Here is a 26,163-nt window from a genome sequence, read left to right on the forward strand (position 1 = left end):
TTTGATTGGGTGCCAAGCCCTACTCCGCCGCCCCCTTCAGCCGCTTCGTCCTTGCATCTCTTGCCTTCTGGCCGGTTTCGCGGGCGGCTTCGCGGCGTTCGGTGCGTTTCTGGACGCGTTCTTCGACGTCCTTGGGGCGGGGGCTCAAGGCTGAGTTGATGGCGGCGAGGAGGCCGTCTTCCACGGCTTCCTTCTTGCCGTCCTGCACCACCTTGCCGCCGGCGACATCCTTTACATAGAACACGTCGACGATGCGCTCCCCATAGGTGGCGATGTGGGCGGAGGTGATGGTGAGGCCCAGGTGGAACAGGGCGCGGGTGAGGTCATAGAGCAGGCCCGGGCGGTCCAGCGCGTTGACCTCGATGACCGTGAAACGGTCGGACACTGAATTGTCGATCAGGACCTGGGGCTCGATCTCGAAAGCCTGCTGGCGGCGGGTGCGCTTGCGCTCGCGGGCGATGGCTTCCTTGGGCTTGGCCTCGCCGCGCAGGGTCTTGTCAATGAGCTCGCGCAGGCGCTGCACGCGGCGGGCATCATCCAGCACCTCGGAATTGTCGCTCTGTACCCAGAAGGTATCGAGCGCCATGCCGTCATTGGTGGTGAAGATCTTGGCGTCCACGATATTGGCGCCGGTCATGGCGACGGCACCGGCGATGCGCGAGAAGATGCCCGGGTGGTCGAGCGCGTAGACGGAGATTTCCGTCGCATCATCGTCGGGCAGCGGGGTGACGTCGATTTCCAGCACGGCTTCGTCGCCATGGGACGTGTCCGCGCCGGCCATGAGGCGGGCATGGCGTTCCTGGGTGTCCGGGTCCACCACCAGCCAGTAGCTGTCGGTCATGCGGCCGGCGAAGCTTTCGACGGTGGCAGTGCCGAGATCGGAGATGCGCTGCTTGAGGGCATCGCGCGCAACCCCGACGCGGGCGGCGCGGCTGGGGGCCTCATGATCACCTGACAGGAGCGGCAGTGTTTCGTCATAGAGCTGCTGGATGAGCTGGGCCTTCCAGCCGTTCCACACGCCGGGGCCGACGGCCTTGATGTCCGCCGTCGTGAGGATGGTGAGCAGCTTGAGGCGCTCGGGGCTCTGCACCTTGTCGGCAAAGTCCTTGACGGTGCGCGGGTCGGAGATGTCGCGGGTCTGGGCCACGTCAGACATGATGAGGTGCTCAAGCACCAGCCAGGCGACCGTATCTGTTTCGGCCGGGGTGAGGCCGAGGCGCGGGCCGAGCTTGCGGGCGATCTTGGCCCCGGCGATGGAGTGATCCTCCTTGCGGCCCTTGGCGATGTCGTGGAGGAACATGGCCAGATAGATGATCTTGCGCGACTGCACCTTCTGCATCAGCTCGTTGGCCAGGGGGTGTTCGTCCGCATCCGCCCCTTTTTCGATCTGCGAGAGGATGTGGATGGCGTGGATCAGGTGCTCATCAGCCGTGTAGTGGTGATACATGTTGAACTGCATCAGGGCGACGATGCGGCCGAAATCCAGCACGAAGCGGCCGAGCACGCCGGCCTCGTTCATGCGCCTGAGCGCGATGTCCGGGGTGTGCGGCGAAATCAGGATTTCGCAGAACAGGCGGTTGGCTTCCTCGTCCTTGCGCAGGGCGGCATCCACCAGCTTCAGGGAGCGGCGGACGAGACGCAGGGCGTCCGGGTGAATGTCCGTACCCGTCATTTCAGCGGTGTGGAACAGGCGGACGATGTTGACCGGGTCCTTGCGGAACAGGTCCTCGTCGCCTGCATTGATGCGGGAGCCATCCAGCACGAAGCCTGGCGGCAGCGGGTCTGCCCCCTTGCGCATGCGGGCACCAAGGCCCACAGCCTGCATGAAGGGCTCAAGACGGCTGCGCAGACGGTCGGCAGCGCTGGCGGCGGGGCCGGCCTTGCGCTGCTGGTCTTCCAGGGTGGCGCAGAAGATGCGGGTGAGATCGCCCACATCCTTGGCGACGAGGAAGTAGTGCTTCATGAAGCGTTCCACGTCCTTCATGCCGCCATGGCTGACATAGCCGAGGCGGCGCGCCATCTCGATCTGGATGTCGAAGGACAGGCGGTCTTCGGCACGGCCGGTGACAAAATGCAGGTGGCAGCGGACGGCCCAGAGGAACTCTTCGGCGCGCATGAAGGTGCGCATCTCGCTCTGGCGGAAGACGCCCTTTTCCACCAGCTCGCGCGGGTCGTGCACGCCGTAGAGATATTTGCCGATCCAGAACAGGGTGTGCAGGTCGCGCAGGCCGCCCTTGCTTTCCTTGATGTTGGGCTCGACAAGGTAGCGGGACTTGCCGGCGCGGGCGTGGCGGTCATCCCGCTCGGCGAGCTTGAGCTTGACGAATTCGCGGCCGGTGCCGGGCACAAGCTCGTTCCAGAAAGCGTCGGTCAGTTCGTCGAACAGGGGCTGGTGGCCCCAGAGATAGCGCGCTTCGAGAATGGTGGTGCGGATCGTCACGTCTTCGCGCGCGAGGCGGATGCAATCGGCCACCGAGCGGGTGGCGTGACCGACCTTGAGGCCGAGATCCCACAGCATGTAGAGCATGTATTCGACCACGCTCTCGCCCCAAGGGGTCTGCTTGTGGGGCAGCACAAAAAGCAGGTCGATATCCGATTGCGGTGCCAGGGTGCCGCGGCCATAGCCGCCGACGGCGACGATGCAGATGTTCTCCGCCTCGGTGTGATGAGCGGATGGGAATGCATGCACCCGGCAATAGTCATACAACGCCTGGATCACCACATCCTGCAGGTAGGAGAGGTTCTGCGCCGTCTTGACGCCCTTCATGCCGCGTTCCAGCGCGTCGCGGATGCGGGCGCGGCCCTCGGCCATGGTCTTTTTCAGAAGGTCCAGCACGGCGGTGCGCTGGGCTACCTCGTCACCCGCATGCTCTCGGAAGGAGGCTGTGAGCGCCACGCGCAACGCCTCGCCATCGACGATTTCCTCCGGGGACAGGGTGACGGCCAGCCGTGAGGCCGTCACTGGCTTGGCGGGAGTGGCGTCTGTCTCGGATGCTGTGCTCATGACATCACATATAGCGTGTTTGCTGCCCCAATGCCTGCCCTGGCGGGACAAAGTTTGTTGCCAAGCCGGATGAAAGATTCAACCTTGCACGCCTTATTCGCGCAACGCGTGAGAAAACAAAAGAGGGGGGCCAGATGGCCATTCGTATGGGGTTCGCTGTCGCGCTCGTCGCGCTCGGCGCTGCCGGCTGTTCAACGATCGTTGAGGGGACGTCGCAGGACATTCTGATTTCTTCCTATCCGACGGGAGCAAACTGCCAGGTGGAGCGCAACGGCAATGTGGTTGCCAATGTGCCCAAGACGCCGCAGACGGTGCATGTTGAGAAATCCAACACTGATCTTGTGGTGCGTTGCAACAAGGAGGGCTATCGCGAGACCACCGGTATCGTGAACTCCGAAATTGCGGCGGCAACTTTCGGCAATGTGCTGATTGGCGGCCTGGTCGGCGTGGCTATTGATGCCGCTTCCGGTGCCAATGCCAAATATGACAGCTCGATTTCCGTGTCCCTGGACAAGGACGACAGTGCGGAGGTGGCAACGCAGGCCGAGGACGCGCCGGTGAAGTCAGAGCCGAGCGCCAACGAGCCGATCAAGATGGAGCCGATCCCTGATCCGGTGAGCTAGCGGCGTCCTGCCCGCCGGGCATGATTGCGGGCCTGCCCGCATAATCGACACAGCCCCCGGTCCGATGTCGGCGTGCCGCCGGTACCGGGCCGGGGGTTTTTTGTTGCGCAGGATTGAGCCGCAGAGGCGTGCCAAGGAAGGGCGCCCCGCGATGCCTGGCTAGGTTGCGCCATCCCCGAGCTTGCGGCGAAGCTGGTACAGGAAATCCAAAGCTTCGCGGGGGGTCATGTCGTCGGGGTTGGCGTCTGCGAGGGTCTGGCGCACCGGGTCGGGCGCCGCAGCCGTGTGGCCGGACGAGCGGGGGCGCGGGGCAGCGGCGAAGAGGGGCAGGTCCCGGGCGAGATCCTGCCGGGTGCCGGCAGCGGTGTCGCCCTCTTCCAGAGCCTTGAGCACTTCTTCGGCGCGGGTCAATGCCTGGGCGGGCAGGCCCGCGAGCCGGGCAACGTGAATGCCGTAGGAGCGGTCGGCCGCGCCGGGAGCGACCTCGTGGAGGAAAACGACATCTTCGCCGTGCTCGGCCACGCGCATGGTGGCGTTGGCCAGGCGCGGCAGGGTGGCGGTGAGGCCCGTCAGCTCATGATAATGGGTGGCGAACAGGGTGCGGGCGCGGTTGACCTCATGCAGATGCTCGAGGGTCGCCCAGGCGATGGACAGGCCATCATAGGTGGCGGTGCCGCGGCCGATCTCATCCAGAATGACAAGTGACCTGTCCGTTGCGCGATTGAGGATGGCGGCGGTTTCCACCATTTCCACCATGAAGGTGGAGCGGCCGCGCGCCAAATCGTCAGACGCGCCGACGCGGGAGAACAGACGGTCGACAACCCCGATATGGGCGGACGAAGCGGGCACAAAGCTGCCAGCCTGGGCCATGACGGCGATCAGCGCATTCTGGCGCAGGAAAGTTGACTTACCGGCCATGTTGGGGCCGGTGAGAAGCCAGACGGGGCGGCTGGTACTGCTTTCTTCCCCTTCCGCCTCGGCCGGTGCCGCATCCGCGGTTAGGTCACAGTCATTGGGCACGAAGCCCCCTGCCCCTTGCGCCTTCAGGGCGGCTTCCACTACCGGGTGCCGGCCTGCGTCCACTTTAAAAGCAAGTGAGTTGTCTATCCGCGGCCGTGCCCATGCGTGGGCCTGAGCTGCTTCGGCCAGGGCTGCGGCGACGTCGAGCCCTGCAAGGGCACGCGCGATGGGGGCGAGTTCGGCGATCTCGGTGACCTGGGCGACCAGCGCCTCGAACAGCTCCTTTTCCCGCGCCGTGGCGCCCTCCCCTGCCCGCGCCACCTTGGCGTCCAGCTCGGACAGTTCGACGGTGGTGAAACGCATGGCGCTGGCAAGCGTCTGGCGGTGGCGGAAGGTTTCCGCGAGATCGCCGGACATCAGCCTGTCGGCATTGGTGGCGGTGACTTCGATGAAGTAGCCGAGCACATTGTTGTGGCGCACCTTGAGGGTCTTGATGCCGGTCTGGTCGCGGTACCTGGCCTCAAGACCTGCGATGACCTTGCGGCTGCCGTCGCGCAGGGACACCAGCTCATCGAGATCCGCGTCATAGCCCGGTGCAATGTATCCGCCATCGCGGGCGGAGAGCGGCGGCTCCTCAACAAGGGCGCGGCCCAGCAAGGTGGCGAGCGCGGCGGGCGCGCCGGTGCGGGCGCCCTCAAGGGCCGCGGCTGCCTCCGCCACATCTTCCGGCAGGGGCGGGAAATCGGGCGCGCCGCGGGCCGGGTCCAGCAACGCAGCCGCGCGGGCGGCGGCGGCAACAGCGGCCCCGATCGCCGCAAGGTCGCGAGGGCCGCCGCGGCCGAGGGCGAGACGCGACAGGGCGCGCTCGAGATCCGGCATCTGGCGCAGGCAGTCGCGCATGTCGTGGCGCAGGGTGCCGTGTTCGGCAAACAGGGTAACGGCGGCCAGGCGGCGGTTGATCGGCGCGGGGTCGGCCAGGGGAGCTGCGACCCTTGCCTTGAGCTCGCGCGCCCCTGCGGCGGTGACGGTCATGTCCATGACGGCAAGCAGGCTGCCGTCGCGGGCGCCATCCGGCCCGCGGGTGAGTTCAAGGCTTGTGCGGGTGGCCGCGTCGATTGCCATCAGGCCGCGGTCGCTGGCGCCGCGCGGCGGCTCGAGCACCGGCGCCGTGCCGGCCTGGGTGAGGGTCACGTAGTCGACCAGCGCCCCGGCGGCGGCGATCTGCGCGCGGGTGAAATCACCGAATGCATCGAGTGCCCTGACGCCGAACAGGCCTTCAAGCCGGCTGCGGGCGGCGTCACTGTCGAAGGCGGACGCCCTGAGCGGGGTAAGCGGAACACCGGATTGCTGGACGGCATCACCGATCATCTCATCGGCGAGCAGGCCCTCATGCAGCACGAGTTCGCTGGGGGCGAGGCGCGCCAGGGCGGCGGCCAGGGCCGGGGCGTCGACCGCCTCGACCTGGAAGGCGCCGGTGGAGACATCTGCATAGGCGAGGCCGAGGGTCTGGCTGCCGTCGGCGCGGACACGGGCGAGGGCTGCGAGGATGTTGGCGTCGCGGGCGTCCAGAAGGGCGTCTTCCGTGAGGGTGCCGGGGGTGACGATGCGCACCACAGCCCGCTGGACGACGGATTTGGAGCCACGCTTCTTGGCCTCTGCCGGGTCCTCGGTCTGCTCGCAGACGGCAACACGGAAGCCCTTGCGGATGAGGCGGGAGAGATAGGCGTCAGCGGCATGGACGGGGACGCCGCACATGGGGATGTCTTCGCCCAGATGCTTGCCGCGCTTGGTGAGCGCGATGTCGAGCGCCTGGGCGGCCTGGGCCGCATCATCGAAGAACAGCTCGTAGAAATCGCCCATGCGGTAGAACAGCAGGCAGTCCTCATGCGCTGCCTTGATCTCGAGATATTGCGCCATCATCGGTGTGGGCGCGGGTTTGGCGGGCAGCGCGTCCCCGGTCAGGGGGGCTGCGGGCTTGGTGTCTTTGAGGATGGGAGGCGTCATGGGGGGCGGAGTTACCGGATGGGACAGCAAGGCGGGTGGCAGGCGACAGGGAGACTATCAGGCCGCCCGAGGTTGCGCGACCAGGTCCGGGCCGCGGACAGGATCGGCAGGCCTGCAACAGGTGCACAGCCGGGTTGCGCCGGGCAGGCGCCGGCGGGGTGGCGCTGCGGGCGGGACTTGCCTATAGCTTGCGCCACCGCTACACCAGCCCCGCCTGACGCCGGTCGCCTGGCGCGCCCTTGAGGACGCTGCGTTATCCGCCCGCCTCCCGCGCCGCCGGCCCGGTGTTCCCGCCACATGATCATGAAGGTCGACCACCCGATGACTGAAGGTTCCGGCAGCCGCCGCCGCTACACCGACGAAGAAGCCCTGCTGTTTCATGCAGAGGGCCGCCCGGGCAAGCTGGAGATCACGCCGACCAAGCCGATGGCGAGCCAGCGCGACCTGTCGCTGGCCTATTCGCCCGGCGTGGCGGCACCGGTACGCGCCATCGCGGAGAACCCGACCTCGGCCTATGATTATACGGCCAAGGGCAACTTGGTTGCCGTTATCTCGAACGGCACGGCGATCCTGGGTCTCGGCAATCTCGGCGCGCTGGCCTCCAAGCCGGTGATGGAAGGCAAGGCGGTGCTGTTCAAGCGCTTCGCCGACGTTGACTCGATCGACCTTGAGGTTGGCACCGAGGACGCTGACGAATTCATCAATTCCGTGCGCTATCTCGGCCCGTCCTTCGGCGGCATCAACCTCGAGGACATCAAGGCACCGGAGTGCTTCATGATCGAGGAGCGGCTGCGCGAGCTCATGGACATTCCGGTGTTCCATGACGATCAGCACGGCACCGCGATCATTGCCGCCGCCGGGCTGATCAACGCCTGCCACCTGACGGGCCGCAAGTTCGAGGACATGAAGCTGGTGGTGAACGGCGCGGGCTCGGCGGGCATCGCCTGCCTCGAGCTGGTGAAGGCCATGGGCGTGAAGAGCGAGAACGCGCTTCTGTGCGACACCAAGGGCGTGATCTACCAGGGCCGCCAGGAAGGCATGAACCAGTGGAAGTCGGCGCATGCGGCACCGACCGACAAGCGCACACTTGCTGAGGCGATGGACGGGGCCGACGCGTTTTTCGGCGTGTCGGTGAAGGGCGCGCTGACGCCCGAGATGGTGGCGTCAATGGCCGACAACCCGATTATCTTCGCGATGGCAAACCCGGACCCGGAGATCACGCCGGAGGAAGCCCACGAGGTGCGCCAGGACGTGATCATGGCGACGGGCCGGTCTGACTATCCGAACCAGGTCAACAATGTGCTGGGCTTCCCCTACATCTTCCGCGGGGCGCTGGATGTGCGGGCGACGACCATCAATGACGCGATGAAAATCGCCGCCGCCGAAGCGCTGGCGTCGCTTGCGCGCGAAGACGTGCCCGACGAAGTGGCTGCCGCCTATCACGGCATGCGCCCGCGTTACGGCAAGGACTACATCATTCCCGTGCCATTTGACCCGCGCCTGATCACCACCGTGCCGCCGGCTGTTGCCAAGGCTGCGATGGAAACAGGCGTGGCGCAGCGGCCGATCATCGACATGGAGGGTTATCAGCAGGAGCTGACTGCCCGCCTTGACCCGACGGCTGCGTCGCTGGGATTCATTGTCGAGCGCGTGCGTCGCGAGCCGAAGCGCGTGGTGTTCGCCGAGGGCGAGGAGAGCAAGGTGGTGCGCGCCGCGATCGCCTTCCGCGACCAGGGACTGGGCACGCCGATTCTGCTGGGGCGCGAGGACATCGTCCGCGCACAGATGAAGGATGCGGGCCTGGCGGAAGACGCCGAGGGCATCGAGATCATCAACCAGCGGGTGTCAGATGCGGGCCCGGACTACGCGGACGCGCTTTATGCCAAGCTGCAGCGGCGCGGCTATCTCGCCCGCGACTGCACGCGCATGGTGTTCAATGACCGCAACATCTTCGCCGCTTCCATGGTGGCGGCGGGTGACGCGGACGCGCTGGTGACGGGTGTGACCCGCTCCTATTCCGTGGCGCTGGGTGATGTGCGCAGGGTGATCGACGATGCCCCGGGCAAGCGCGCCATGGGCATTTCCATGATCCTCGCGCGCGGCCGCACGGTGCTGGTGGCGGATACAAACGTGCACGACATGCCGACCTCGCAGGAGCTGGCGGACATCTCCATTCAGGCCGCCGCCGTGGCGCGCCGCCTGGGCTATGAGCCGCGCGTGGCGCTGCTGGCCTATTCCACCTTCGGCCACCCGATGGGTGAACGCTCCGAGCGCGTGCGCGAGGCGGTGGAGATCCTCGACCGGCAGCAGCGGGACTTTGAGTATGACGGCGAGATGGCCGCGGATGTGGCGCTCAACCGTGATGCGATGAGCATGTATCCGTTCTGCCGCCTGTCGGAGCCTGCCAATGTGCTGGTGATGCCGGCCATTCACTCGGCGTCGATCTCAACCAAGCTGCTGGGCGAACTGGGCGGGGCCTCAATGATTGGCCCGCTGCTGGTGGGTCTGGAGAAGTCGGTGCAGATCGCCCCGCTGGGTGCCACCGTGTCGGACCTTGTGAACCTCGCGGCGATCGCGGCCTATGGGCTTGATGCCTGAGCGGCCATTCCGGCGGCCCGACAGGCTGCCAGCCTGAACGACATGACAGCGGAGACGGATGGCCTAGGCCACCGTCTCCGTTTTTGTTTCAGCCGGCTTGTCGCCCTTCATGTCGCCCTTGCCGAACTTGTCGCGGTAGCGGTCATTGATCTGGCTGGCGGGGAAGATGATGAGCACGTCGGTGGTGCCGAACTGGTGATCCACCACCGCGCCGTCGCCGATGGTGGCACCGGCACGCAGATAGCCCTTGATGAGTGGCGGCAGGGCGCGCAGGCCCTTCTTGGCGTCCACCTCATCACGCGGGATGCGGTTCATGTTCACATAGAGCTCGTCACGTGCCCGCACATTGGGGGTGGACCCATCGCCCTGGCAGAAGTGGTGCATGAAGGAAAGCGGCAGGGCCAGTTCGTCCGGGTCCGTACCTTCAAGGCTGGCGCAGCCGAACATCACGTCCAGCTCGTAATGGACGAGATAGCTGACGATGGCATGCCACATCAGCTCCAGCGTCGGCCGCGAGCGGTGGTCCTTGTGGACGCAGGAGCGGCCAAGCTCAAGGAAGCGGGTATCGGGACCGGAGGCCTTGACCCAGTGATCGATGTCGAACTCGTTCGCAGTATAGAAACCGCCCCGGGCTTCCGCCACTTCCTGACGCATCAGGCGGTAGGTGCCGACAACGGCCTCCTGGGGCACGTCGCGGCCGGTGTAGTCAGCCGGAATGCGGGAATGGTCGATGACCAGCAGATGATCGGCGAAGGCGTCGAAGCGGTCGAAATCGCGGCGCTCTGCCGCCATGCGGGGGCTCGCCTGAGCGGACATCTCTTCATAGAAGACTTCGTAGCGCAGGCGCTGGGCGGCGCGGACTTCGGCCTCGGTTTCCGCCACCCGGACTTCGAGCGACTTGCGGCGGGCCAGCGGGCGCGGCGGCGGGCCGAACTTGCCGGAGAAGCGGGCTGCCCGGTTGACCCGGCGGCGGGCCGCAGCGCGGTAACCGGCAGCGCCCATGGTGCGCGGCTCAAGCCCCCAGAAGACGCGCCGCGTCTTGGGCGTGTGAAGATGCGGGTGGGTGGCGGCCCGGCGGAAGCGGCGGCTGGTGCCAATGAAAGCCTGCGGGGCGACGAAGCCACGGGTGAGGCGCATGAGATTACGCCGGCCGCGGCGCGGACGCCGCCGGGCGTAGCGCAGGCGAAGCGCCATGACCGCGCCGAACCCCCGACGCAGACCGGCAACTGCAAGCTGCTTGAACAAACCGGTGTCTCCCTCTCACCTTTGGCCCCTGCCGCGTGCCCAGCATATGTCACATGATGTCCCCAATGTGACAGGAGGGTGTGACAGCGGATGTGCCACGATGTCGTGACCATGCCGGGACGGGCCGGTTCGGTCTTAACCCATTCGGCTGCGCGTTAATACCTCTTTCCGCAGCGGTCCGGTTGCGCCGGATACAGACAAGTGGGTTGCTGCGCGCATCAATGCAACAAAGTTGTCATCCCTGACGGCGCGCAGAATGGCCACCGGCTGCAAGGGATCGCAGCCTCAACCCTAATCGATTGAATTAATTACAGTTTTGCCCGTTGCGGCTTGTACCTGGCCTGCCCTCAGGCGTGGGCGGCGCGGGCCGGTCGGGGTGCCTTGTCCACGGATGGCGTGGCGGGCTCTGCGCCTGCCCGCACCCGTTGGCCGAGAATGGCGCGCAGGGCGTCCGGCTCGACGGGCTTGGAGAGATAGTCGTTCATGCCCGCGTCCAGGCAGCGCTGGCGATCTTCAGAATAGGCATTGGCGGTGAGTGCCACCACGAAGACATCATGGCCGTTGCCGCGTAATTCCCGGGTGGCTTCGATGCCGTCCATTTCCGGCATGTGCATGTCCATCAGCACCAGATCGAAGCGGGCCTGGGTCTCCAGTGCCTCAACCGCTTCGCGGCCATTGTGCACGCGCACCACTTCGTGGCCGTCGCGCTCGAGCACGCTGACGGTCAGAAGGGCGTTGACGTCATTGTCCTCGGCCAGGAGCACGCGCCCGCCTGCGGGTGCGGGGGCCGTCGGCGACGCGGTATCCGGCGCAGGGGACGAAAGAGCCGATGGTGCCGCGGACATACCCTGGGACGGCTCAGCGAAGGCTTCCTCACCGCCGATGAGGGCCGCGACGGCGGAATGACGGCGGAACGGAAGCAGGATGTAGGCATCGGCAGGGGCCTGCTCGCGGCCAGAGGCATCGCGGGCCTGCTGGCGGTTGTCGGCGGCTGCGGCCGCGAGGATGCGGATGCCCGGATAGCGGTGACGGATCTCCATCACCATGGGCGCGGTCAAATCATCCGCATAGGCGATGAGTGCCGGGGTGCCGTGGAAGGTGAAGCCGTCGAAGGCTGTCGCCGCGCTTTCGGGCACGTGGGCCCTGCCCCCATGAAGGCGGACCGTGGCGGCCAGTGCTTCGGCATCCACCGGCTCCAGCGCGACAAGGGCGTGGGTGTCTGCGAGGGAGGCCGCGTCGCCGAGGGGCACGTCAGACGTGACCGGCAAGGGCACGGTGAGGGTGAAGACGGTGCCCTTCCCCACGTCACTTTCCAGCGCGATGGTGCCGCCCATGGCGGAAATGAGCTTGCGGGAGATGGCGAGACCGAGGCCGGTGCCGCCGCGTTTCTGGGCGGCGCGGGCGCGGGCCTGCTGGAATTCCTCGAAAACAATGCGCTGATCGTCTTCGCCCATGCCGATGCCGGTGTCTTCGATGCGGGCTTCCAGCGTTACGGTCGCATTTCGTTCATCGGAGGTAACGTGCTGGCCGTCTTGCTCAGCATGAGCGCGGAGAAGGCGCAGGGTGACGCCGCCCTTGTCGGTGAACTTGATGGCGTTGCCAACCAGATTGGCAAAGACCTGGTGCAGGCGGCCCTGGTCTCCCAGAACCTGTTCCGGCAGGGACGGGTCCACCACGACGGCCAGGGAAATGCCGCGCTGGACGGCGCGGGGGGCGAGCAACTCGGCCAGGCCCTGGGCCATGTCTTCCAGAGAGAAGGGCTGGTCTTCCAGCTCGAGGCGACCGGCCTCGATCTTGGAGAAATCCAGAATGTCGTCGATGAGCCGCAGCAGCGCATGGCCGGAGCGGCGGACGGCCTGGACGTAATTGGCCTGTTCCGGCGTCAGATCGGTTTCGGCCAAGAGGGCCGAAATGCCGATGATGCCGTTCATCGGCGTGCGGATTTCGTGGCTGATGGTGGCGAGGAAGGCGGATTTGGCCTGGTTGGCCTGCTCTGCCTCGTCGCGGGCGCGGGCCAGTTCGCGCTCGGCGTCCTTGCGCTCGGTGATGTCGCGGCCGGCGCACTGGATTTCATGCAGGCGGCCATCGGCCCCGCGAATGGGAGATTCCTCCCAGCTGATCCAGCGCCAGCCCAGCTGGGTGCGCAGACGCTGATCGGTACGGATGATGAGCGGCTGGCCGGGGGCAGCGCCAAGGGACGCAGATGGCGGCTTGCCGACAAGACCCTCCCCGGCGGTGAGATCCACTTCCGGGCGGAAGGGCCGGCCCAGGGCCTCCTCCTGCGAGGTGCCGAAGGTCTGGCAGAAGACATCGTTGACGAAGGTGAGACGTCCGGCGACGTCGCGGCGGAAGATGATGTCGGCCTGGCCGTCGATCAGCCCACGCAGGCGATCAAGCTCCGCATGGACCGGGGCCGCCTCGCCGCCGTCACGCGCCAGACCATCGGCGAGGCGGCGCAAGGCCGTGGCGCTCGCAGCGCGAATGGCGGACAGGAAGGCGGGAGCCATGGGGCACGGGTCTCCGGTACGGGGGACGGCTGCAGCGCAGGTGACCGGACACCGGCCCCTTCGGGCAGATGCCGATGGGCCTACCCTGCCCCGTGTGGCTGAAGATCACGTTAACCGGAATGCGGATCGGCGGGTGCTGCGCCCACTCCGCTGTGGTTGTTGCCGGACCGGAACGAAATTGGCCGCGATTTGAGACCGCCGTCAGGCTGCCGCGTGGGCGGTGGCCGGGGCGCGGCGGAAGCTCAGGGCTTCTGCAAGGTGGGCGCGGGTGACGCGGTCACTGGCCTCGAGATCGGCGATGGTGCGGGCGACGCGCAGGACGCGGACAAAACCGCGGGCCGACAGGCGCAGGCGCTCGGCGGCCTGATCCATCAGGTCGTGGCCTTCAGTGTCGAGCTGCACCACCTGGTCGAGAAGCTGGCCGTCCGCTTCGGCATTGGTGCGGGGCAGAGTGCTGCCGTCGGCGAGGGATGTGTAGCGCGCTTCCTGACGGGTACGGGCGGCGGCGACGCGGGCGGCGATGGCGGCAGACGGCTCACCGGGCACCCCGTGACGCAGATCAGCGGCGGAGACCGGGGGGACGTCGAGCTGGATGTCGATGCGGTCCATCAGCGGGCCGGAGACGCGGGTCTGATAATCCTGAGCGCAGCGGGGCAGGCGGCCGCAGGCCAGGCCGGGCTCGGTGGCATAGCCGCAGCGGCACGGATTCATTGCAGCGACAAGCTGGACGCGGGCCGGGTAGCTGACATGGTGGTTGGCGCGGGCGATCACCGCCTGGCCGGTCTCAAGCGGCTGACGCAGGGCATCAAGCACGGGGCGCGCGAACTCAGGCAGTTCATCGAGAAACAACACACCGTTGTGGGCCAGGGAGATCTCGCCGGGTTTGGCCTTGATGCCGCCGCCGACCAGGGCTGCCATGGAGGCCGAATGATGCGGCGCGCGGAACGGCCGGGCAGGGCTCAGGGCACCGCCTTCCAGCGTGCCGGCGATGGACGCAACCATGGCGACATCCAGCATTTCGCGGGTCGACATGGGCGGCAGAATGCCCGGCAACCTGCTTGCCAACATGGATTTGCCTGCCCCCGGCGGGCCGACAAAGAGGAGGTTGTGGCCGCCGGCGGCAGCGATCTCCAGCGCCCGCTTGGCGGTTTCCTGGCCCTTGATGTCGGCCATATCGGGGATGGTGCCGCCCGCTGCGCGGGGGGCCGGGCGCGGGGCCGGCAGGGTCTGGGTGCCCTTGACGTGGTTCACCACCTCAAGGAGCGAGCGGGCGGCGATGATCTGCATCTCCCCCGCCCAGGCGGCCTCGGGCCCGCAGGCTTCGGGGCAGATGAGCCCGCGATCTGCGCCATTGGCGGCGATGGCTGCGGGCAGGGTGCCGGTGACCGGGGCGATCGAGCCATCAAGACCCAGTTCGCCCAATACACAGAAACCGTCCATCGCATCCTGGGGCAGAACGCCCAGGGCGGTCATCAGGGCCAGGGCGATGGGAAGATCGTAATGGCTGCCTTCCTTGGGCAGGTCGGCGGGGGCGAGATTGACGGTGATGCGCTTGGGCGGCAGGGCGAGACCGATGGCAGTCAGCGCGGACCGGACGCGTTCGCGGCTTTCAGCAACTGCCTTGTCACCCAGGCCGACGACGGCAAAAGCCGGAACGCCAGGGGAAAGCTGGACCTGCACGCTGACATCGCGTGCCTCGACACCTTCGAACGCAACCGTGTTGACGCGTGCAACCATGCCCACCCCCATCACGCCGGACCATCCGGACTTGCGCCGAATGGCCGATTATCAGTTGACGGAAAGTCTGCGGGTGCTCGAAACGCAAATTGCCGGGCGACGCACAGGCTTCAGCTTTGGCCTACAAATGTTCCGCCCGCTTGCGTCAAATTGACAACTGAGCACAATTATCCCCAATCCGCCTTAACACTTGAGACCATAGCAAGAACATTAAATGAACGCACGTTCTTTTTCTGGGGACAGGTGAACTATCACTCACCAGGGCCGGAGAGTGCCAGACCGGCGGGCAGGCGCTGTTGCCCCGAGCGGGTCAGGACGCGCGCTTGGCTTCGATCACATCCCAGATCATGGCGGCGATATTGGTGCCGTCGAACCGCTCGATCTCCCGCAGGCCGGTCGGCGAGGTGACGTTGATTTCGGTGAGGTAGTCGCCGATGACGTCGATGCCGACGAAGATGAGGCCGCGCTTTTTAAGTTCCGGGCCGATGATGGCGCAGATTTCGCGCTCCCGGTCTGTCAACCGGGTTGCTTCCGGGCGGCCACCCACATGCATGTTGGAGCGGCTTTCGCCCTCGGCCGGGACGCGGTTGATGGCTCCGGCGATCTCGCCGTCGACCAGGATGATGCGCTTGTCGCCGGCGCGGACGTCCGGGAGATAGGCCTGGGCGATCAGCGGCTCGCGGTACATCTGGGTGAACATCTCGAGCAGGGATGCGAGGTTTTCGTCATCCGGGCGGACGCGGAAGACGCCGGCGCCGCCATTGCCGTAAAGCGGCTTGAGGATGATGTCCTTGTGCTCGGCGCGGAAGGCGCGGATGTCCTGCTCGCTGGAGGAGATCAGCGTCGGCGGCATGACGCCGTCGAACTCGGTGACGAACAGCTTTTCAGGCGCGTTGCGCACATGGGACGGATCATTGACCACCAGGGTGTGGGGGTGGATGTGATCGAGGATGTGGGTGGCGGTGATGTAGCTCATGTCGAAGGGCGGATCCTGGCGCATCAGCACCACGTCCACGTCACGCAGGTTTGTGACAACCTCGTTGCCTTCAGTGAAATGATCGCCCTCCGCGTCGCGCACCTCAAGGCTGCGGGTGCGGGCCAGCACCTCGCCATTGCTGAGGGAAAGGTCGCGCGGCAGGTAGTAGCAGAGCGCATGGCCGCGGGCCTGTGCTTCAAGTGCCAGGCGGAAGGTGGAATCGCCCTTGATGTCGATGGCCGCGACCGGGTCCATCTGGATTGCAATCTTGAGCGCCATTGTCCGCCTCTTTCACGTCTTGGTATCGGTGTGTCCGGTTCCGGCGGAATGTCGGTGCGGGGTCCGGCAAGGTCAATGGGCAAAGTGCCAGGCACGCGCGGGCACATCCGGCGCAGGCAGGCCGTTAGACCGGCACACAAGGCTGCAGCCTAGTGGAGGCGCATGCGGAGGCTGTCGGAGGCGGCCCGGGCCTCGCGGACAATATGACTGCGGCCATCGGCGAGAGCCAGTTCGGCAGCGCGGGCAAAGGCCTGGCGGGCAGACATGAGGTTGCCCAGCTCGCCGTCGAGGCGGCCCCGCTCAAGCCACAGGGACGCGTCGCGCGGGGCAATGGCGGTCATGCGGGCGAGGATCGCGTGGGCGCGGGCGGTATCGCGGGCCTGCAGGGCGCGGGTGTAGATATTGTTCTGCAGCCGTAACAGAACCGCACGGGCGGTGACCGGCGCCAGGGCCTGATCAAGGTCAGCCTGGCTGGGGGAGCCGTCGCTGTCCTCATCAAGGCCGCGCACGCGGGCGAGGAGGCCGACCACTTCGTCCTCGTCGAGCACCTGGCCGCCGGAGAACGGATCGATCATCACCGGCGGCGGGCCGCCCTGCACCATGCCGTTGAGGCGGACGAGGAAATGGCCGGGGAAGTTGACGCCGGAGACAGCCCAGCCATTGGCGCGGCCGGCGTGAATGTAGATGAGCCCGAGGGCGACCGGCAGGCCGCGCTTGCGGTCGATGACGCGCACCAGATTGGCATTGGCCATGTCGTCATAGGTCACCCGGTCGCCGTCATAGCCGAAGTCACCGGCGATGACGTCGGCCAGGGCCTGGGCACGGGCGCGGGTGATGCCGGCCTCGCGGCGGGCGGGATCCGCGGACTGGGCATCGGGGCCGGCAAGGGCTGCAGCACGGGCCGCCACGTCTTCGGCGATGCGGGCCAGATGGGCGCGGTAGGGATCAAGCACCAGATCAGGCATGTCCGAGGCGCCGAGCGCCAGGGCGGTTTCGGCCAGATCAATCGCGTCGTCGGCGGCCTCTCCGGCGGCGCGCAGAACGCGGTCGAGCTCGGGGGTCATGCTCATGGCTCCCGCTGGTGGCTGACGGCGCCGGGCGTCAGCGTCGCCCCGGCGGGTGAAGGATAACGCTCTCATCGCACTGGTGCTAAGTCCCTGCTCTCGATGGCCGAGGCACCCGGCGACAGGCTGCGCGGCCCGCCGGTGCCTGTGTCATAAGCCGGAGCGGGCTGGTAGGCCGGTTCATATGCGGGCTGATAGGTGGGCTGATAGGCGGTAGAGGTGCTGGCCGTTTCGATGGCGACGGCATCGTCATAGGCCGACATATCGGTGCGCAGGGGCGGCTGTCCGGTCAGGATGTCTTCGCGCTCCTGGGCTTCTGCCAGCACATGGCCCTGGCGCTCGCCCGCCGGCTGCCGCTCGAAGGGCTGTTCGGCAGGGACGCCTGCGGGGCGCTCGGCCATGCGGCGCGGGTCGTTGACGGTGATGGCGTGCATGACCACGCGGCGGACGCCGGAAATGTCGCGCGCATGGGCTGCAACCCGGTCGATCTCCCCTTCGTCCTGCCCGATGCCGAGGACATAGACAGAGCCGTTGGTGACGTCCGTGGCGTAGTTGATGTCGGAAATGGAGAAGTCGGTGAGCAGCCGGGCGCTCAGCTTGGCGTCGATCCATTCATCCGACGGCAGGGTTTCCAGCGAGGACGTCTCGGAAATCTCGATCTCGTTGATGACCTCGCGCACGCCCGGCACGGTCCAGGCGATGCGGGTGGCTGCCGCCCGCTCCTCGTCGCGCTGGACGAGGCCGGTCATCATCACGCGGCCTTCCATGACCTTGCTCGAGACCTTGGAATAAAGACCGTCATCGCTCTTGAGCAGGCGGTCGGTGAGGCCGAGCTTGATTTCAGTGTCGGTCAGCGCTTCGCCGACGGGGCGCTCCTGGAAGGCGGCGATGCCTGCCGTGGCACCTGCGCCCACCGCCATGCCGACCGGGGTGCAGGCCGCAAGGGCCAGACTGCCCGCCGCTGCCAGCGCGAGAAGGGACGACGATTTGAGGGCCATCTTGATAGCCATGGGACACCACCTGCATTGCGGCGGGCCATCGGGCACGCCGGGTCACGACCACACCGGCCATCCGCGCTGCGGCGGGCGGAGGCCCGGTGACAGCTGCGGATGAGCGGCGGCGCCCGCATGGAGCCGTCTCCTGCCGGAGACCCATGCGGGTAGCGGTTTGCCCGGTTCGACTTGTCCCTGTTGAACGCCTTCGTGGCATCCATGGCCTGCTGTGCAGGCCGTGCGCGCTGCTTCTGCGGCGCTGTCCCGGAGACCCCACGCGACCGGTTTCCGGTTCATTGAGGGGCTGGCGCTTTGCGCTTGCAGCTTCATGCAAGTGATTCGCCGAGGACAGGCATTTCATACCACAAACGGCGCGCCGGGCCGAGGGGGAATGGGCGGGGTCGCCCACCGCCGGACCATCAAGCCGGTGACGAAACGTTACATGGCCATCCATGCGTTGGGTGTGTGCCGGGGCCAGCGCCACGGGCTGACGGCGATGAGGTCAAACCTCATGTCGCACCCGGCAAGGCCGGGCCGCCAGCGCGGCAGCCAGGACGCCGCGGCAGTGAGGCGCTGCTGCTGGCGCGGCGTCAGGGCAATGCCCGCATCCTCCCGGCGGGCGCGGGCCTTGACCTCAACGATGACAAGCAAATTGCCTTTACGCGCCAGGATGTCGATCTCGCCTGACGGCGTGCGCAGGCGGCGGGCGAGAATGCGATAGCCCTTGGCCCTGAGCAGAAAGGCGGCTGCAGTTTCCGCATGGCGGCCGCGCCGCTCGGCTGCCCGTTTTCCGGCCCTGGTCCCGGACCCTTTGGCGGGGCCGTTGCCGCGACGCGGGGCCGGGGACGCCATCAGTTGCCGCGCTCCTCGCTGGCGGACTCTTCGCTGCCGCGCTCCTCGCTGGCGGAGGGGCCTGCGTCGGCCAGCTCCAGCGCCCGGGCATAGGCGCGCTTGCGGGGGATGCCCAGGGTGCGTGCCACTTCGGCGGCGGCACGGCTGGCGCTGTCGTGGCGCATGGCTTCGGTCAGTGCCCTGTCCAGCAGGGCATCGGCGTCTTCGTCCGTGTCACCGCCGGCTGTTGCCGGGCCGACCACCAGCACGATTTCACCGCGTGGCGGGCCTTCGGCTTCGTAATGGGCGGCGAGGTCAGGCAGGGGGCCGCGGCGGGCTTCCTCGAACTTCTTGGTGAGTTCGCGGGTGACAGCGGCCTCCCGCGCGCCGAGGCCGGAGGCAAGCGCGCGCAGGGTTTGCGGCAGGCGCTTGGCGGTCTCGAGGATGACGAGGGTTGCGGGAATTTCGGCAAGGGCGGCGATGGCCTTGTCGCGCGCGCCGGATTTTGGGGGCAGGAAGCCCTGGAAGAAAAAGCGGTCTGTCGGCAGGCCTGCGATGCACAACGCGGCGAGGACAGAGGAAGGGCCGGGCAGGGCCGTCACCGCATGGCCTTCGGCAATCACGTCGCGCACCAGCTTGTAGCCCGGGTCGGACACAAGCGGCGTGCCCGCATCGCTGACGAGGAGAATGGCCGCGCCGTCCGCCAGCCGCGCCAGCACGCGCGGGCGCATGCGCTCAGCATTGTGCTCGTGATAGCTCTCGAGCCGGGCGGACAGGCCGTGGATCGCAAGCAGCTTGCCAGTCTCTCGGGTGTCTTCGCAGAGCACGAGATCAGCCGACGCAAAGGCGTCGAGCAGGCGCAGGCTGACATCCTGCGCGTTGCCGATGGGTGTTGCGGCAATGTGCAGACCCGGGCCCAGGGGCGAGCGCAGGCGGCTGCCTGACGCCTTGTTTTCGCCCGATGCCTGGGGATGCTGTTGTGCGGATGCCATACTGCCCAATAGGGGATGCAGGGGCAGGGCGCAACACACCTGTTCTCAGGCGGGCGGGGGCGATATAGCTTTGCTTTCCATCTCCCGTGCGATGCGGCAGCTCCGGGTTGAGGCCACCGGCCCCGGCCTGGAGACTGAGACGGGAGAGCGACAGTTTGGAGAGGTCACGGAACATGACGGCGGTATCGACGGCGGCGACTAGCTCGCGCATGGGGCGGCATCTGAAGCTGGGTGCTGCGGCGCTGATGACGGGCCTGATGCTGGCCGCCTGCTCCACCACTGACGGCGCGGACAAGACGCCGCCGACACAGACCCCGCCGCCGCAGGTGAAAGTGACACCACCGCCGCAGGACGGCCCGGCGCGGGACACCACGGGCTTTCTGAAGCCGCGCCACCTGTCGGTGGCCGAGCCGGTGCGGGTGGCGATCCTTGTGCCGATGAGCGGTCAGGCCGCGCCGGTGGGCAAGGCGATGATGGATGCCGCGCAGCTGGCGCTGTTTGAATTCGATGATCCCAACATCCTGCTGATGCCGAAGGACACGGCCGGCAACCCGGCCACCGCCGCGACCGCCGCGCGGGAGGCCATTGCCGAGGGGGCGGACATCATTCTGGGGCCGCTGTTTGCGTCCTCCGTGGCAGCGGTCTCCATTCCCGCGCAGCAGGCGCAGGTGCCGGTGATCGCCTTTTCCACTGACCGCAACGTGGCCGGCGGCGGTGTCTATCTGCTGAGCTTCCTGCCGGAAGACGACATCGAGCGGATCGTCGACTTCGCCGTGCTGGAGGGTCATCAGCGCTTTGCCGCGCTGCTGCCGCAGAACGAATATGGCCAGCGGGTGCGCACCCAGCTGAGCCAGGCGATCACCGCGCGCGGCGCGCAGCTGACGGCGACCGAGACCTATGCGGGCTCGACCGACGGCATGCTGGCTCCGGCGGAACGGCTGGCGAAGCAGAAAGAGAATTACGACATCGTGCTGCTGCCAGCGGGTGGCACCGAGCTGCAGGCGCTGGCGCCGCTCCTGCCCTATTACGATGTGGACCCGCGCGAGGTGAAGTTCATCGGCACCGGGCTGTGGGACGACCCGTCGGTGCTGCGGGAGCCGTCTCTTGTGGGTGGCTGGTTTGCTGCGCCGCCGACCGAGGCGCGGACCTCTTTCCAGGGACGGTTCGAGCAGGTGTTCGGCACCAAACCGCACCGGATTGCGAGCCTTGCCTATGACGCCATGAGCCTGGCAATCGCGTTGTCCAGCGGCACGCCCGGCCAGCGCTACACGGTGGCGGAGCTGACCGCCGAAGACGGCTTTGCCGGCATTGACGGCGTGTTCCGCTTCACCCCGCAGGGCCTCAACGAACGGGCGCTGACAGTGAAGGAAGTGCGCCCGGGCGGCTTCGTGGTGGTGAGCCCGGCCCCGCAGTCGCTCACCGGCGGGGCGGTGTTCTAGGACGATCCGCACAGGCCCTGGCGGGCCTGACCCTAGAGCAGGATTTCGCGCAGCAGGGCGTTGAGCACAGGGCGGCCCGCTTGGGTGACCTGTAGCTTATCCCCATGCATCACCAAGAGATCATTGGCGATGCACTTTTCGACAGCCTGGTTGTCAACAAGATCGCCAAAGGGCGCGGAAAGCCGGGAAAGCTGGATTCCTTCGCGGAGACGGAGGCCCATCAGCAGCATTTCGACCGCCCGGTCGCAGTTATCCACATACTCATCCACAACCAGGCCATGGCCTGTGGCCTCTACGGCCTGAAGCCAGGCTGCGGGATCGGTCAGGGTGCTGGTGGCCTGCCAGCCTGACGGTGTCAGCAGCCGGCCATGGGCGCCGGGGCCGATGCCCACATAGGCGTCTCCCTGCCAGTAGACGAGATTGTGCCGGCTCTCCTCGCCGGGGCGGGCGTGGTTCGACACTTCATAGGCGGGCAGGCCCGCTGCCTCGCACAGGGCCTGGGTGGTTTCATAGAGGGCTGCGCCCGTGTCCTCGTCGGGGACTGACAATCTGCCTGCCGCGTGAAGCGCTGCGAAGGGTGTGCCCTCCTCGATGGTGAGCTGATAGAGCGACAGATGATCCGGGCCGAAGGCGAGCGCGCGGGTGAGTTCTGCGTCCCAGGCCTCGACCGTCTGCTGCGGGCGGGCATAGATGAGATCGAAGGACACGCGCGGGAAGGTGTCGCGCGCCAGGGTGACGGCGCGCAGGGCTTCATCGGCGGAGTGCAGGCGGCCGAGGGCCTTGAGGCTTCGATCATCGAGCGCCTGGACACCAAGGGAGACGCGATTGACACCTGCGTTGCGGTAGGCGCGGAAACGGTCGGCCTCGACGCTGGTGGGGTTGGCTTCCAGCGTGATCTCGGCATCTGCGGCCACAGGCCAGAGACGGGCGATGGCGTTGAGCAAGGCGTCGACGGTTGCGCCCTGCATCAGCGACGGGGTGCCGCCGCCGAAGAAGATGCTGGTGACGGTTTCGCCCGGCATGCGGGCAGCCATGGTTTCAAGCTCGCGCACCAGCGCTGCGGCGTGGCGGGCCTGATTCACCTGCGGCCGCACATGGCTGTTGAAATCGCAATAGGGGCATTTGGCCTGGCAGAAGGGCCAGTGCACATAGATGCCGAAGGGGCGGCTGTTGGGCGCGCCCGCGCGGGTGCCCGCGGGGGAACTCATGGGGGCGTCAGGATGCTGCGGGGTCGCCGAAGCAGGCCTCGATGAGCTGGGCAAAGGCGTCTGCGCGGTGGGAGATGGCATGTTTTGCAGCCGGGTCCATTTCGCCGAAGGTCAGCCGGTGGCCGTCCGGCTCGAAGATCGGATCATAACCGAAGCCCTGCGTGCCGCGGCCGGGCCAGACCAGGGTGCCGGTGACTTCGCCCTGGAAGGTTTCCACATGGCTGTCGGGCCAGGCCAGGGTCAGGGCGCAGACAAATTTGGCAGCCCGGTTGCCATTGGGCCCGCCATTGACGGCGCAGAGGTCCTTTTCCACCCGCTGCATGGCGGCGGCGAAATCGCGGCCCTCACCGGTCTCGGCCCATCTGGCGGAGTAGATGCCCGGTGCGCCATCGAGGCCGTCCACGGCGAGGCCTGAATCGTCCGACAGGGCGGGCAGGCCCGCAGCGGTGGCAGCGGCCAGCGCCTTCAGCTCCGCATTGGCGCGGAAGGTGGTGCCGGTCTCCTCCGGCTCGGGCAGGTCAAGCTCCGCAGCGGAGACGGTTTCGACCCCGAAGGGTGCCAGGAGGTCACGTATCTCGCGCACCTTGCCCTCATTGTGGCTGGCCACGATGATTTTCGGCCCGGTGAAGCGGCGGTGGCTGCTCACGACAGGCCCGCCGCCTGCTTCTGCATGGTCACGAGATCACGGATCGACGCCTTGGCGAGCCCCATCAGGTCGTTGAATTCCTGCTCGGAGAAGGGGTCGCCTTCGGCGGTGCCCTGGATTTCGACGATGCCGCCGGAGCCGGTCATGACGAAATTGGCGTCGGTGCCGGCGGTGGAATCCTCGGCATAGTCGAGATCGGCAACCGGGGTGCCGTTATAGATGCCGCAGGAGATCGCGGCGACGTGGTCGCGCAGGGGGATCTCCTTGATCATGTCGCGCTCCTTCATCCAGGAGAAGCACTGGTGCAGCGCCACCCAGGCGCCGGTGATCGAGGCGGTGCGGGTGCCGCCATCGGCCTGGATCACGTCGCAGTCGACGGAGACCTGGCGCTCGCCCATGGCGCCGAGATCCACCACCGCCCGCAGGGAGCGGCCGATGAGGCGCTGGATTTCCTGGGTGCGGCCGGACTGCTTGCCGGCGGACGCCTCGCGGCGCATGCGGTCGCCGGTGGCGCGCGGCAGCATGCCGTATTCGGCGGTCACCCAGCCGCGGCCGGAATTGCGCAGGAAGGGCGGCACGCGCTCCTCGAGGCTGGCGGTCACCAGCACATGGGTGTCGCCGAACCGGACCAGGCAGGAGCCTTCGGCGTGCTTGGAAAAGCCGGGTTCGAAGGAAACGGAACGCATCTGATCGGGACGGCGGCCGGACGGGCGCATGGACACTCCAATTCGGTTGGGACGCTTATGTGCGGCGCAACATATATTTCGGATATATGTCTCGTGTCGGAAATATATCCCGATATATATCGCCGCCTGTGTCGGGGTTCGGCTGACTTCCTATCCGCGTGCGCCAGCGCCTGCAAGAGATGATCTGTCCCCGGTCTCCCGGGCTGCTCTCGCGCCGGCCAAATTGACGGGAGCGCCGGGCGTTCCTAGATTCCCGCATGGCGCGAAACCGCGCCGCCTTTCCGCCCCGCCCGGGCCCTTCCGGCTGCGGGCAACCGGTTTTCGTTTCGGAGACGGCACCACGCATGGCTGATGGCCCCAACACATTGCTGGAACTGAACCAGCGGTCTCGGGACGTGTTCCGGCAGCTGGTGGAAACCTATCTTGAGACCGGCGACCCGGTGGGGTCGCGGACCCTGTCCAAAGCGGCGACGGTCTCCCTGTCGCCGGCCTCGATCCGCAATGTGATGGCGGATCTGGAGGAGCTGGGCCTGCTGACCTCGCCGCACACCTCCGCCGGGCGCATGCCGACGGAAGCCGGCCTGCGGCTGTTCGTCGACGCGCTGCTGCAGGTGGGCGATCTCACCGAGGAAGAGCGGGCGGGCATCGAGGCGCAGCTGTCGGGCTCCAACCAGCCGGTGGACGACGCGCTCGCCCATGTGTCGCAGACGCTCTCCGGCCTGTCCCATTGCGCAGGCCTCGTGGTGGCACCGAAGCGCGAGGCACGGCTGAAGCAGCTTGAATTCGTGCCGGTGTCGCCGGGGCGGACGCTGGCCGTCGTCGTCTTTGAGGACGGCATGGTGGAAAACCGCATCATCGACACGCCGCCGGACATGCCGGTCTCCTCGCTGACCATCGCCGCCAACTACCTCAATGCGCGCCTCAAGGGAAAAAGCTTCAGCGACGCGCAGCGCCAGGTGCGCGAGGAAATCGCCGCCCGCAAGGCGGAGCTTGATGAACTCACCACGCAGATCGTCGAGGCAGGCCTTGCGGTGTGGTCGGGGACCGGGCAGGGGAAGACCTCCGCCGGGACCGGGAGCGGAGCTGCCGGCCGGTCGCTGATCGTGCGCGGGCGCGGCAATCTGCTGGAGGATGTGCAGGCGCTGGAGGACCTTGAACGGGTGCGGCGGCTGTTCGACGACCTTGAAACCAAGCAGGAACTGCTGGAGCTGCTGTCGCTGGCAGAGAACGCCGACGGCGTGCGCATCTTCATCGGCTCGGAAACCAAGTTGTTCTCGCTGTCGGGCTCCTCGGTCATCGTCTCGCCCTACACCAATGCGGACAACCAGATTGTCGGCGTCCTTGGCGTTGTCGGCCCCACGCGCCTCAATTATGCCCGCGTCATACCCATGGTGGATTACACGGCCCGGCTGGTGACCCAGCTCGTCAGCTAACGCAACATGTCCGTCCGCTGCCTCCCGGCGCACGGGTTGCGTGCGGAACAGGGCTGCCTAAATGGTTCACAGCCGCCTGCCGCTGGCGTACAAGCGGCGCAGACCGGAGGCGCCGCCATCAGGCAGGCTGCCTCCGCCCCTTCCCGATCTTTTGCATGGTGATGTTCAAATGAGTGATCCGAAAGACCAGGCCCAGCCCGAAACCCCCGCTGACGAGGGTGCCGCGCAGGACGCTGCTGCCGAGGGCACTCCCTGGGACGCACCGGCCGATGGCGCCGATGCGGGAGAGGTCACCGACGCGGCCACAGGCCCCGAGGCCCGCATTGCCGAGCTGGAAGCCGAAGTGGCCGACCTCAAGGACCGTCTGCTGCGCGCGGTGGCGGATGCGGAGAACACCCGCAAGCGCGCTGAACGCGACAAGCAGGATGCGGGCAAATACGCCATGACGAGCTTTGCCCGCGACATCCTCTCGGTGGGCGACAACATGCGCCGCGCCATCGACACCCTGTCGGACGAGGACCGCCAGGGCGTACCCGAGCCTGTCCGCAATCTCATCGAGGGCGTTGAAATGACCGAGCGGGAATTCCTCTCGGTGATGGAGCGCCACGGGGTGAAGCCGATCAACCCGCATGGGGAAAAATTCGACCCCAATCTGCACCAGGCCATGTTCGAGGTGCCGGACCCCTCCAAGCCCTCCGGCACGGTGATGGAAGTGGTCGCCACCGGCTACATCATCGGCGACCGCCTGCTGCGCCCGGCCATGGTCGGCGTCTCCAAGGGCGGCCCGGCCGCCGCCGCAGCGCCCGCTGCTGACGCCGCATCCGCTTCCGAGGCAAATGGCGAAGCCGGCGGCACCGAAGGCGGCACGGGCGACAGCTCGGGTGGCGGTGCAAGCGACGGTGGCAAGCCCAATCCCGGCGCCACCATCGACACCAAGGC

At 67.1% G+C, this 26,163-nt stretch carries 17 protein-coding genes and 1 pseudogene; 5 read left to right on the forward strand and 13 right to left on the reverse strand.

Annotation, left to right across the window (positions count from 1 at the left end):
* Positions 1–19 precede the first annotated feature (19 nt).
* Positions 20–3,004, reverse strand: a complete 2,985-nt coding sequence (locus HG718_RS13260) for a [protein-PII] uridylyltransferase (RefSeq protein WP_170080212.1) — start codon at positions 3,002–3,004, stop codon at positions 20–22.
* A gap of 134 nt (positions 3,005–3,138) precedes the next feature.
* Here HG718_RS13260 and HG718_RS13265 point away from each other — a divergent pair, with 134 nt between their 5' ends.
* Positions 3,139–3,627, forward strand: a complete 489-nt coding sequence (locus tag HG718_RS13265; protein ID WP_160587097.1) for a hypothetical protein — start codon at positions 3,139–3,141, stop codon at positions 3,625–3,627.
* 159 nt (positions 3,628–3,786) lie between these two features.
* Here the strand turns inward: HG718_RS13265 and mutS are convergent, their stop codons facing one another.
* Positions 3,787–6,591: a DNA mismatch repair protein MutS gene (gene mutS / locus HG718_RS13270; protein WP_244617632.1), complete on the reverse strand. Its 2,805-nt coding sequence runs from the start codon at positions 6,589–6,591 to the stop codon at positions 3,787–3,789.
* 303 nt (positions 6,592–6,894) lie between these two features.
* On the opposite strand from mutS, the gene HG718_RS13275 reads away from it, so the two are divergent.
* A complete protein-coding gene (locus HG718_RS13275; protein WP_027844813.1) occupies positions 6,895–9,189 on the forward strand; it encodes an NADP-dependent malic enzyme in 2,295 nt (764 codons plus the stop codon).
* Positions 9,190–9,252: 63 nt separating this feature from the next.
* On the opposite strand, the gene olsB is transcribed toward HG718_RS13275, so the two are convergent.
* The 8 genes from olsB to rsmI form a co-directional block, all read right to left on the reverse strand.
* Positions 9,253–10,434, reverse strand: coding sequence for a l-ornithine N(alpha)-acyltransferase (gene olsB, locus HG718_RS13280; protein WP_244617633.1), 1,182 nt, complete (start codon positions 10,432–10,434; stop codon positions 9,253–9,255).
* 347 nt (positions 10,435–10,781) lie between these two features.
* Complete coding sequence (locus tag HG718_RS13285) at positions 10,782–12,941, reverse strand: PAS domain-containing hybrid sensor histidine kinase/response regulator (RefSeq protein WP_160587098.1); 2,160 nt, start codon at positions 12,939–12,941, stop codon at positions 10,782–10,784.
* 201 nt (positions 12,942–13,142) lie between these two features.
* Positions 13,143–14,678, reverse strand: coding sequence for a YifB family Mg chelatase-like AAA ATPase (locus HG718_RS13290; RefSeq protein ID WP_160587099.1), 1,536 nt, complete (start codon positions 14,676–14,678; stop codon positions 13,143–13,145).
* 310 nt (positions 14,679–14,988) lie between these two features.
* Entirely contained in the window at positions 14,989–15,933 is a 945-nt protein-coding gene (gene gshB / locus HG718_RS13295) for a glutathione synthase (protein WP_160587100.1), read from the reverse strand.
* A gap of 149 nt (positions 15,934–16,082) precedes the next feature.
* Complete coding sequence (locus tag HG718_RS13300; protein WP_160587101.1) at positions 16,083–16,997, reverse strand: SirB1 family protein; 915 nt, start codon at positions 16,995–16,997, stop codon at positions 16,083–16,085.
* A gap of 71 nt (positions 16,998–17,068) precedes the next feature.
* Positions 17,069–18,007, reverse strand: coding sequence for a BON domain-containing protein (locus tag HG718_RS13305; RefSeq protein ID WP_160587102.1), 939 nt, complete (start codon positions 18,005–18,007; stop codon positions 17,069–17,071).
* Positions 18,008–18,427: 420 nt separating this feature from the next.
* Entirely contained in the window at positions 18,428–18,841 is a 414-nt protein-coding gene (locus HG718_RS13310; RefSeq protein WP_160587103.1) for a YraN family protein, read from the reverse strand.
* Positions 18,841–19,812, reverse strand: coding sequence for a 16S rRNA (cytidine(1402)-2'-O)-methyltransferase (gene rsmI / locus HG718_RS13315; protein ID WP_160587104.1), 972 nt, complete (start codon positions 19,810–19,812; stop codon positions 18,841–18,843). The genes HG718_RS13310 and rsmI overlap by 1 nt, the downstream gene beginning before the upstream one ends.
* Before the next feature lie 173 nt (positions 19,813–19,985).
* On the opposite strand from rsmI, the gene HG718_RS13320 reads away from it, so the two are divergent.
* The gene (locus tag HG718_RS13320; RefSeq protein WP_160587105.1) at positions 19,986–21,251 is read left to right on the forward strand and encodes a penicillin-binding protein activator; all 1,266 of its coding nucleotides are present in this window, start codon (positions 19,986–19,988) and stop codon (positions 21,249–21,251) included.
* A gap of 32 nt (positions 21,252–21,283) precedes the next feature.
* On the opposite strand, the gene hemW is transcribed toward HG718_RS13320, so the two are convergent.
* The 3 genes from hemW to rph are packed head-to-tail and all read right to left on the reverse strand — an operon-like array spanning position 21,284 to position 23,821.
* On the reverse strand, positions 21,284–22,459 hold the full coding sequence (hemW, locus tag HG718_RS13325; RefSeq protein ID WP_160587106.1) for a radical SAM family heme chaperone HemW: 1,176 nt from the start codon (positions 22,457–22,459) through the stop codon (positions 21,284–21,286).
* 7 nt (positions 22,460–22,466) lie between these two features.
* On the reverse strand, positions 22,467–23,105 hold the full coding sequence (gene rdgB, locus HG718_RS13330; protein ID WP_160587107.1) for an RdgB/HAM1 family non-canonical purine NTP pyrophosphatase: 639 nt from the start codon (positions 23,103–23,105) through the stop codon (positions 22,467–22,469).
* The gene (gene rph, locus HG718_RS13335; RefSeq protein ID WP_160587108.1) at positions 23,102–23,821 is read right to left on the reverse strand and encodes a ribonuclease PH; all 720 of its coding nucleotides are present in this window, start codon (positions 23,819–23,821) and stop codon (positions 23,102–23,104) included. Before rph ends, rdgB begins: the two co-directional genes overlap by 4 nt.
* A gap of 314 nt (positions 23,822–24,135) precedes the next feature.
* Between rph and hrcA the strand changes: the two genes are divergently transcribed.
* Both hrcA and grpE read left to right on the forward strand, forming a co-directional pair.
* Positions 24,136–25,224, forward strand: a complete 1,089-nt coding sequence (gene hrcA / locus HG718_RS13340; protein WP_160587109.1) for a heat-inducible transcriptional repressor HrcA — start codon at positions 24,136–24,138, stop codon at positions 25,222–25,224.
* 169 nt (positions 25,225–25,393) lie between these two features.
* A pseudogene (grpE, locus tag HG718_RS13345) lies at positions 25,394–26,065 on the forward strand (nucleotide exchange factor GrpE); the annotation flags it as partial.
* Between the last annotated feature and the right edge of the window lie 98 nt (positions 26,066–26,163).

The organism is Pyruvatibacter mobilis (assembly GCF_012848855.1).
Taxonomy (GTDB): Bacteria; Pseudomonadota; Alphaproteobacteria; order CGMCC-115125; family CGMCC-115125; genus Pyruvatibacter; species Pyruvatibacter mobilis.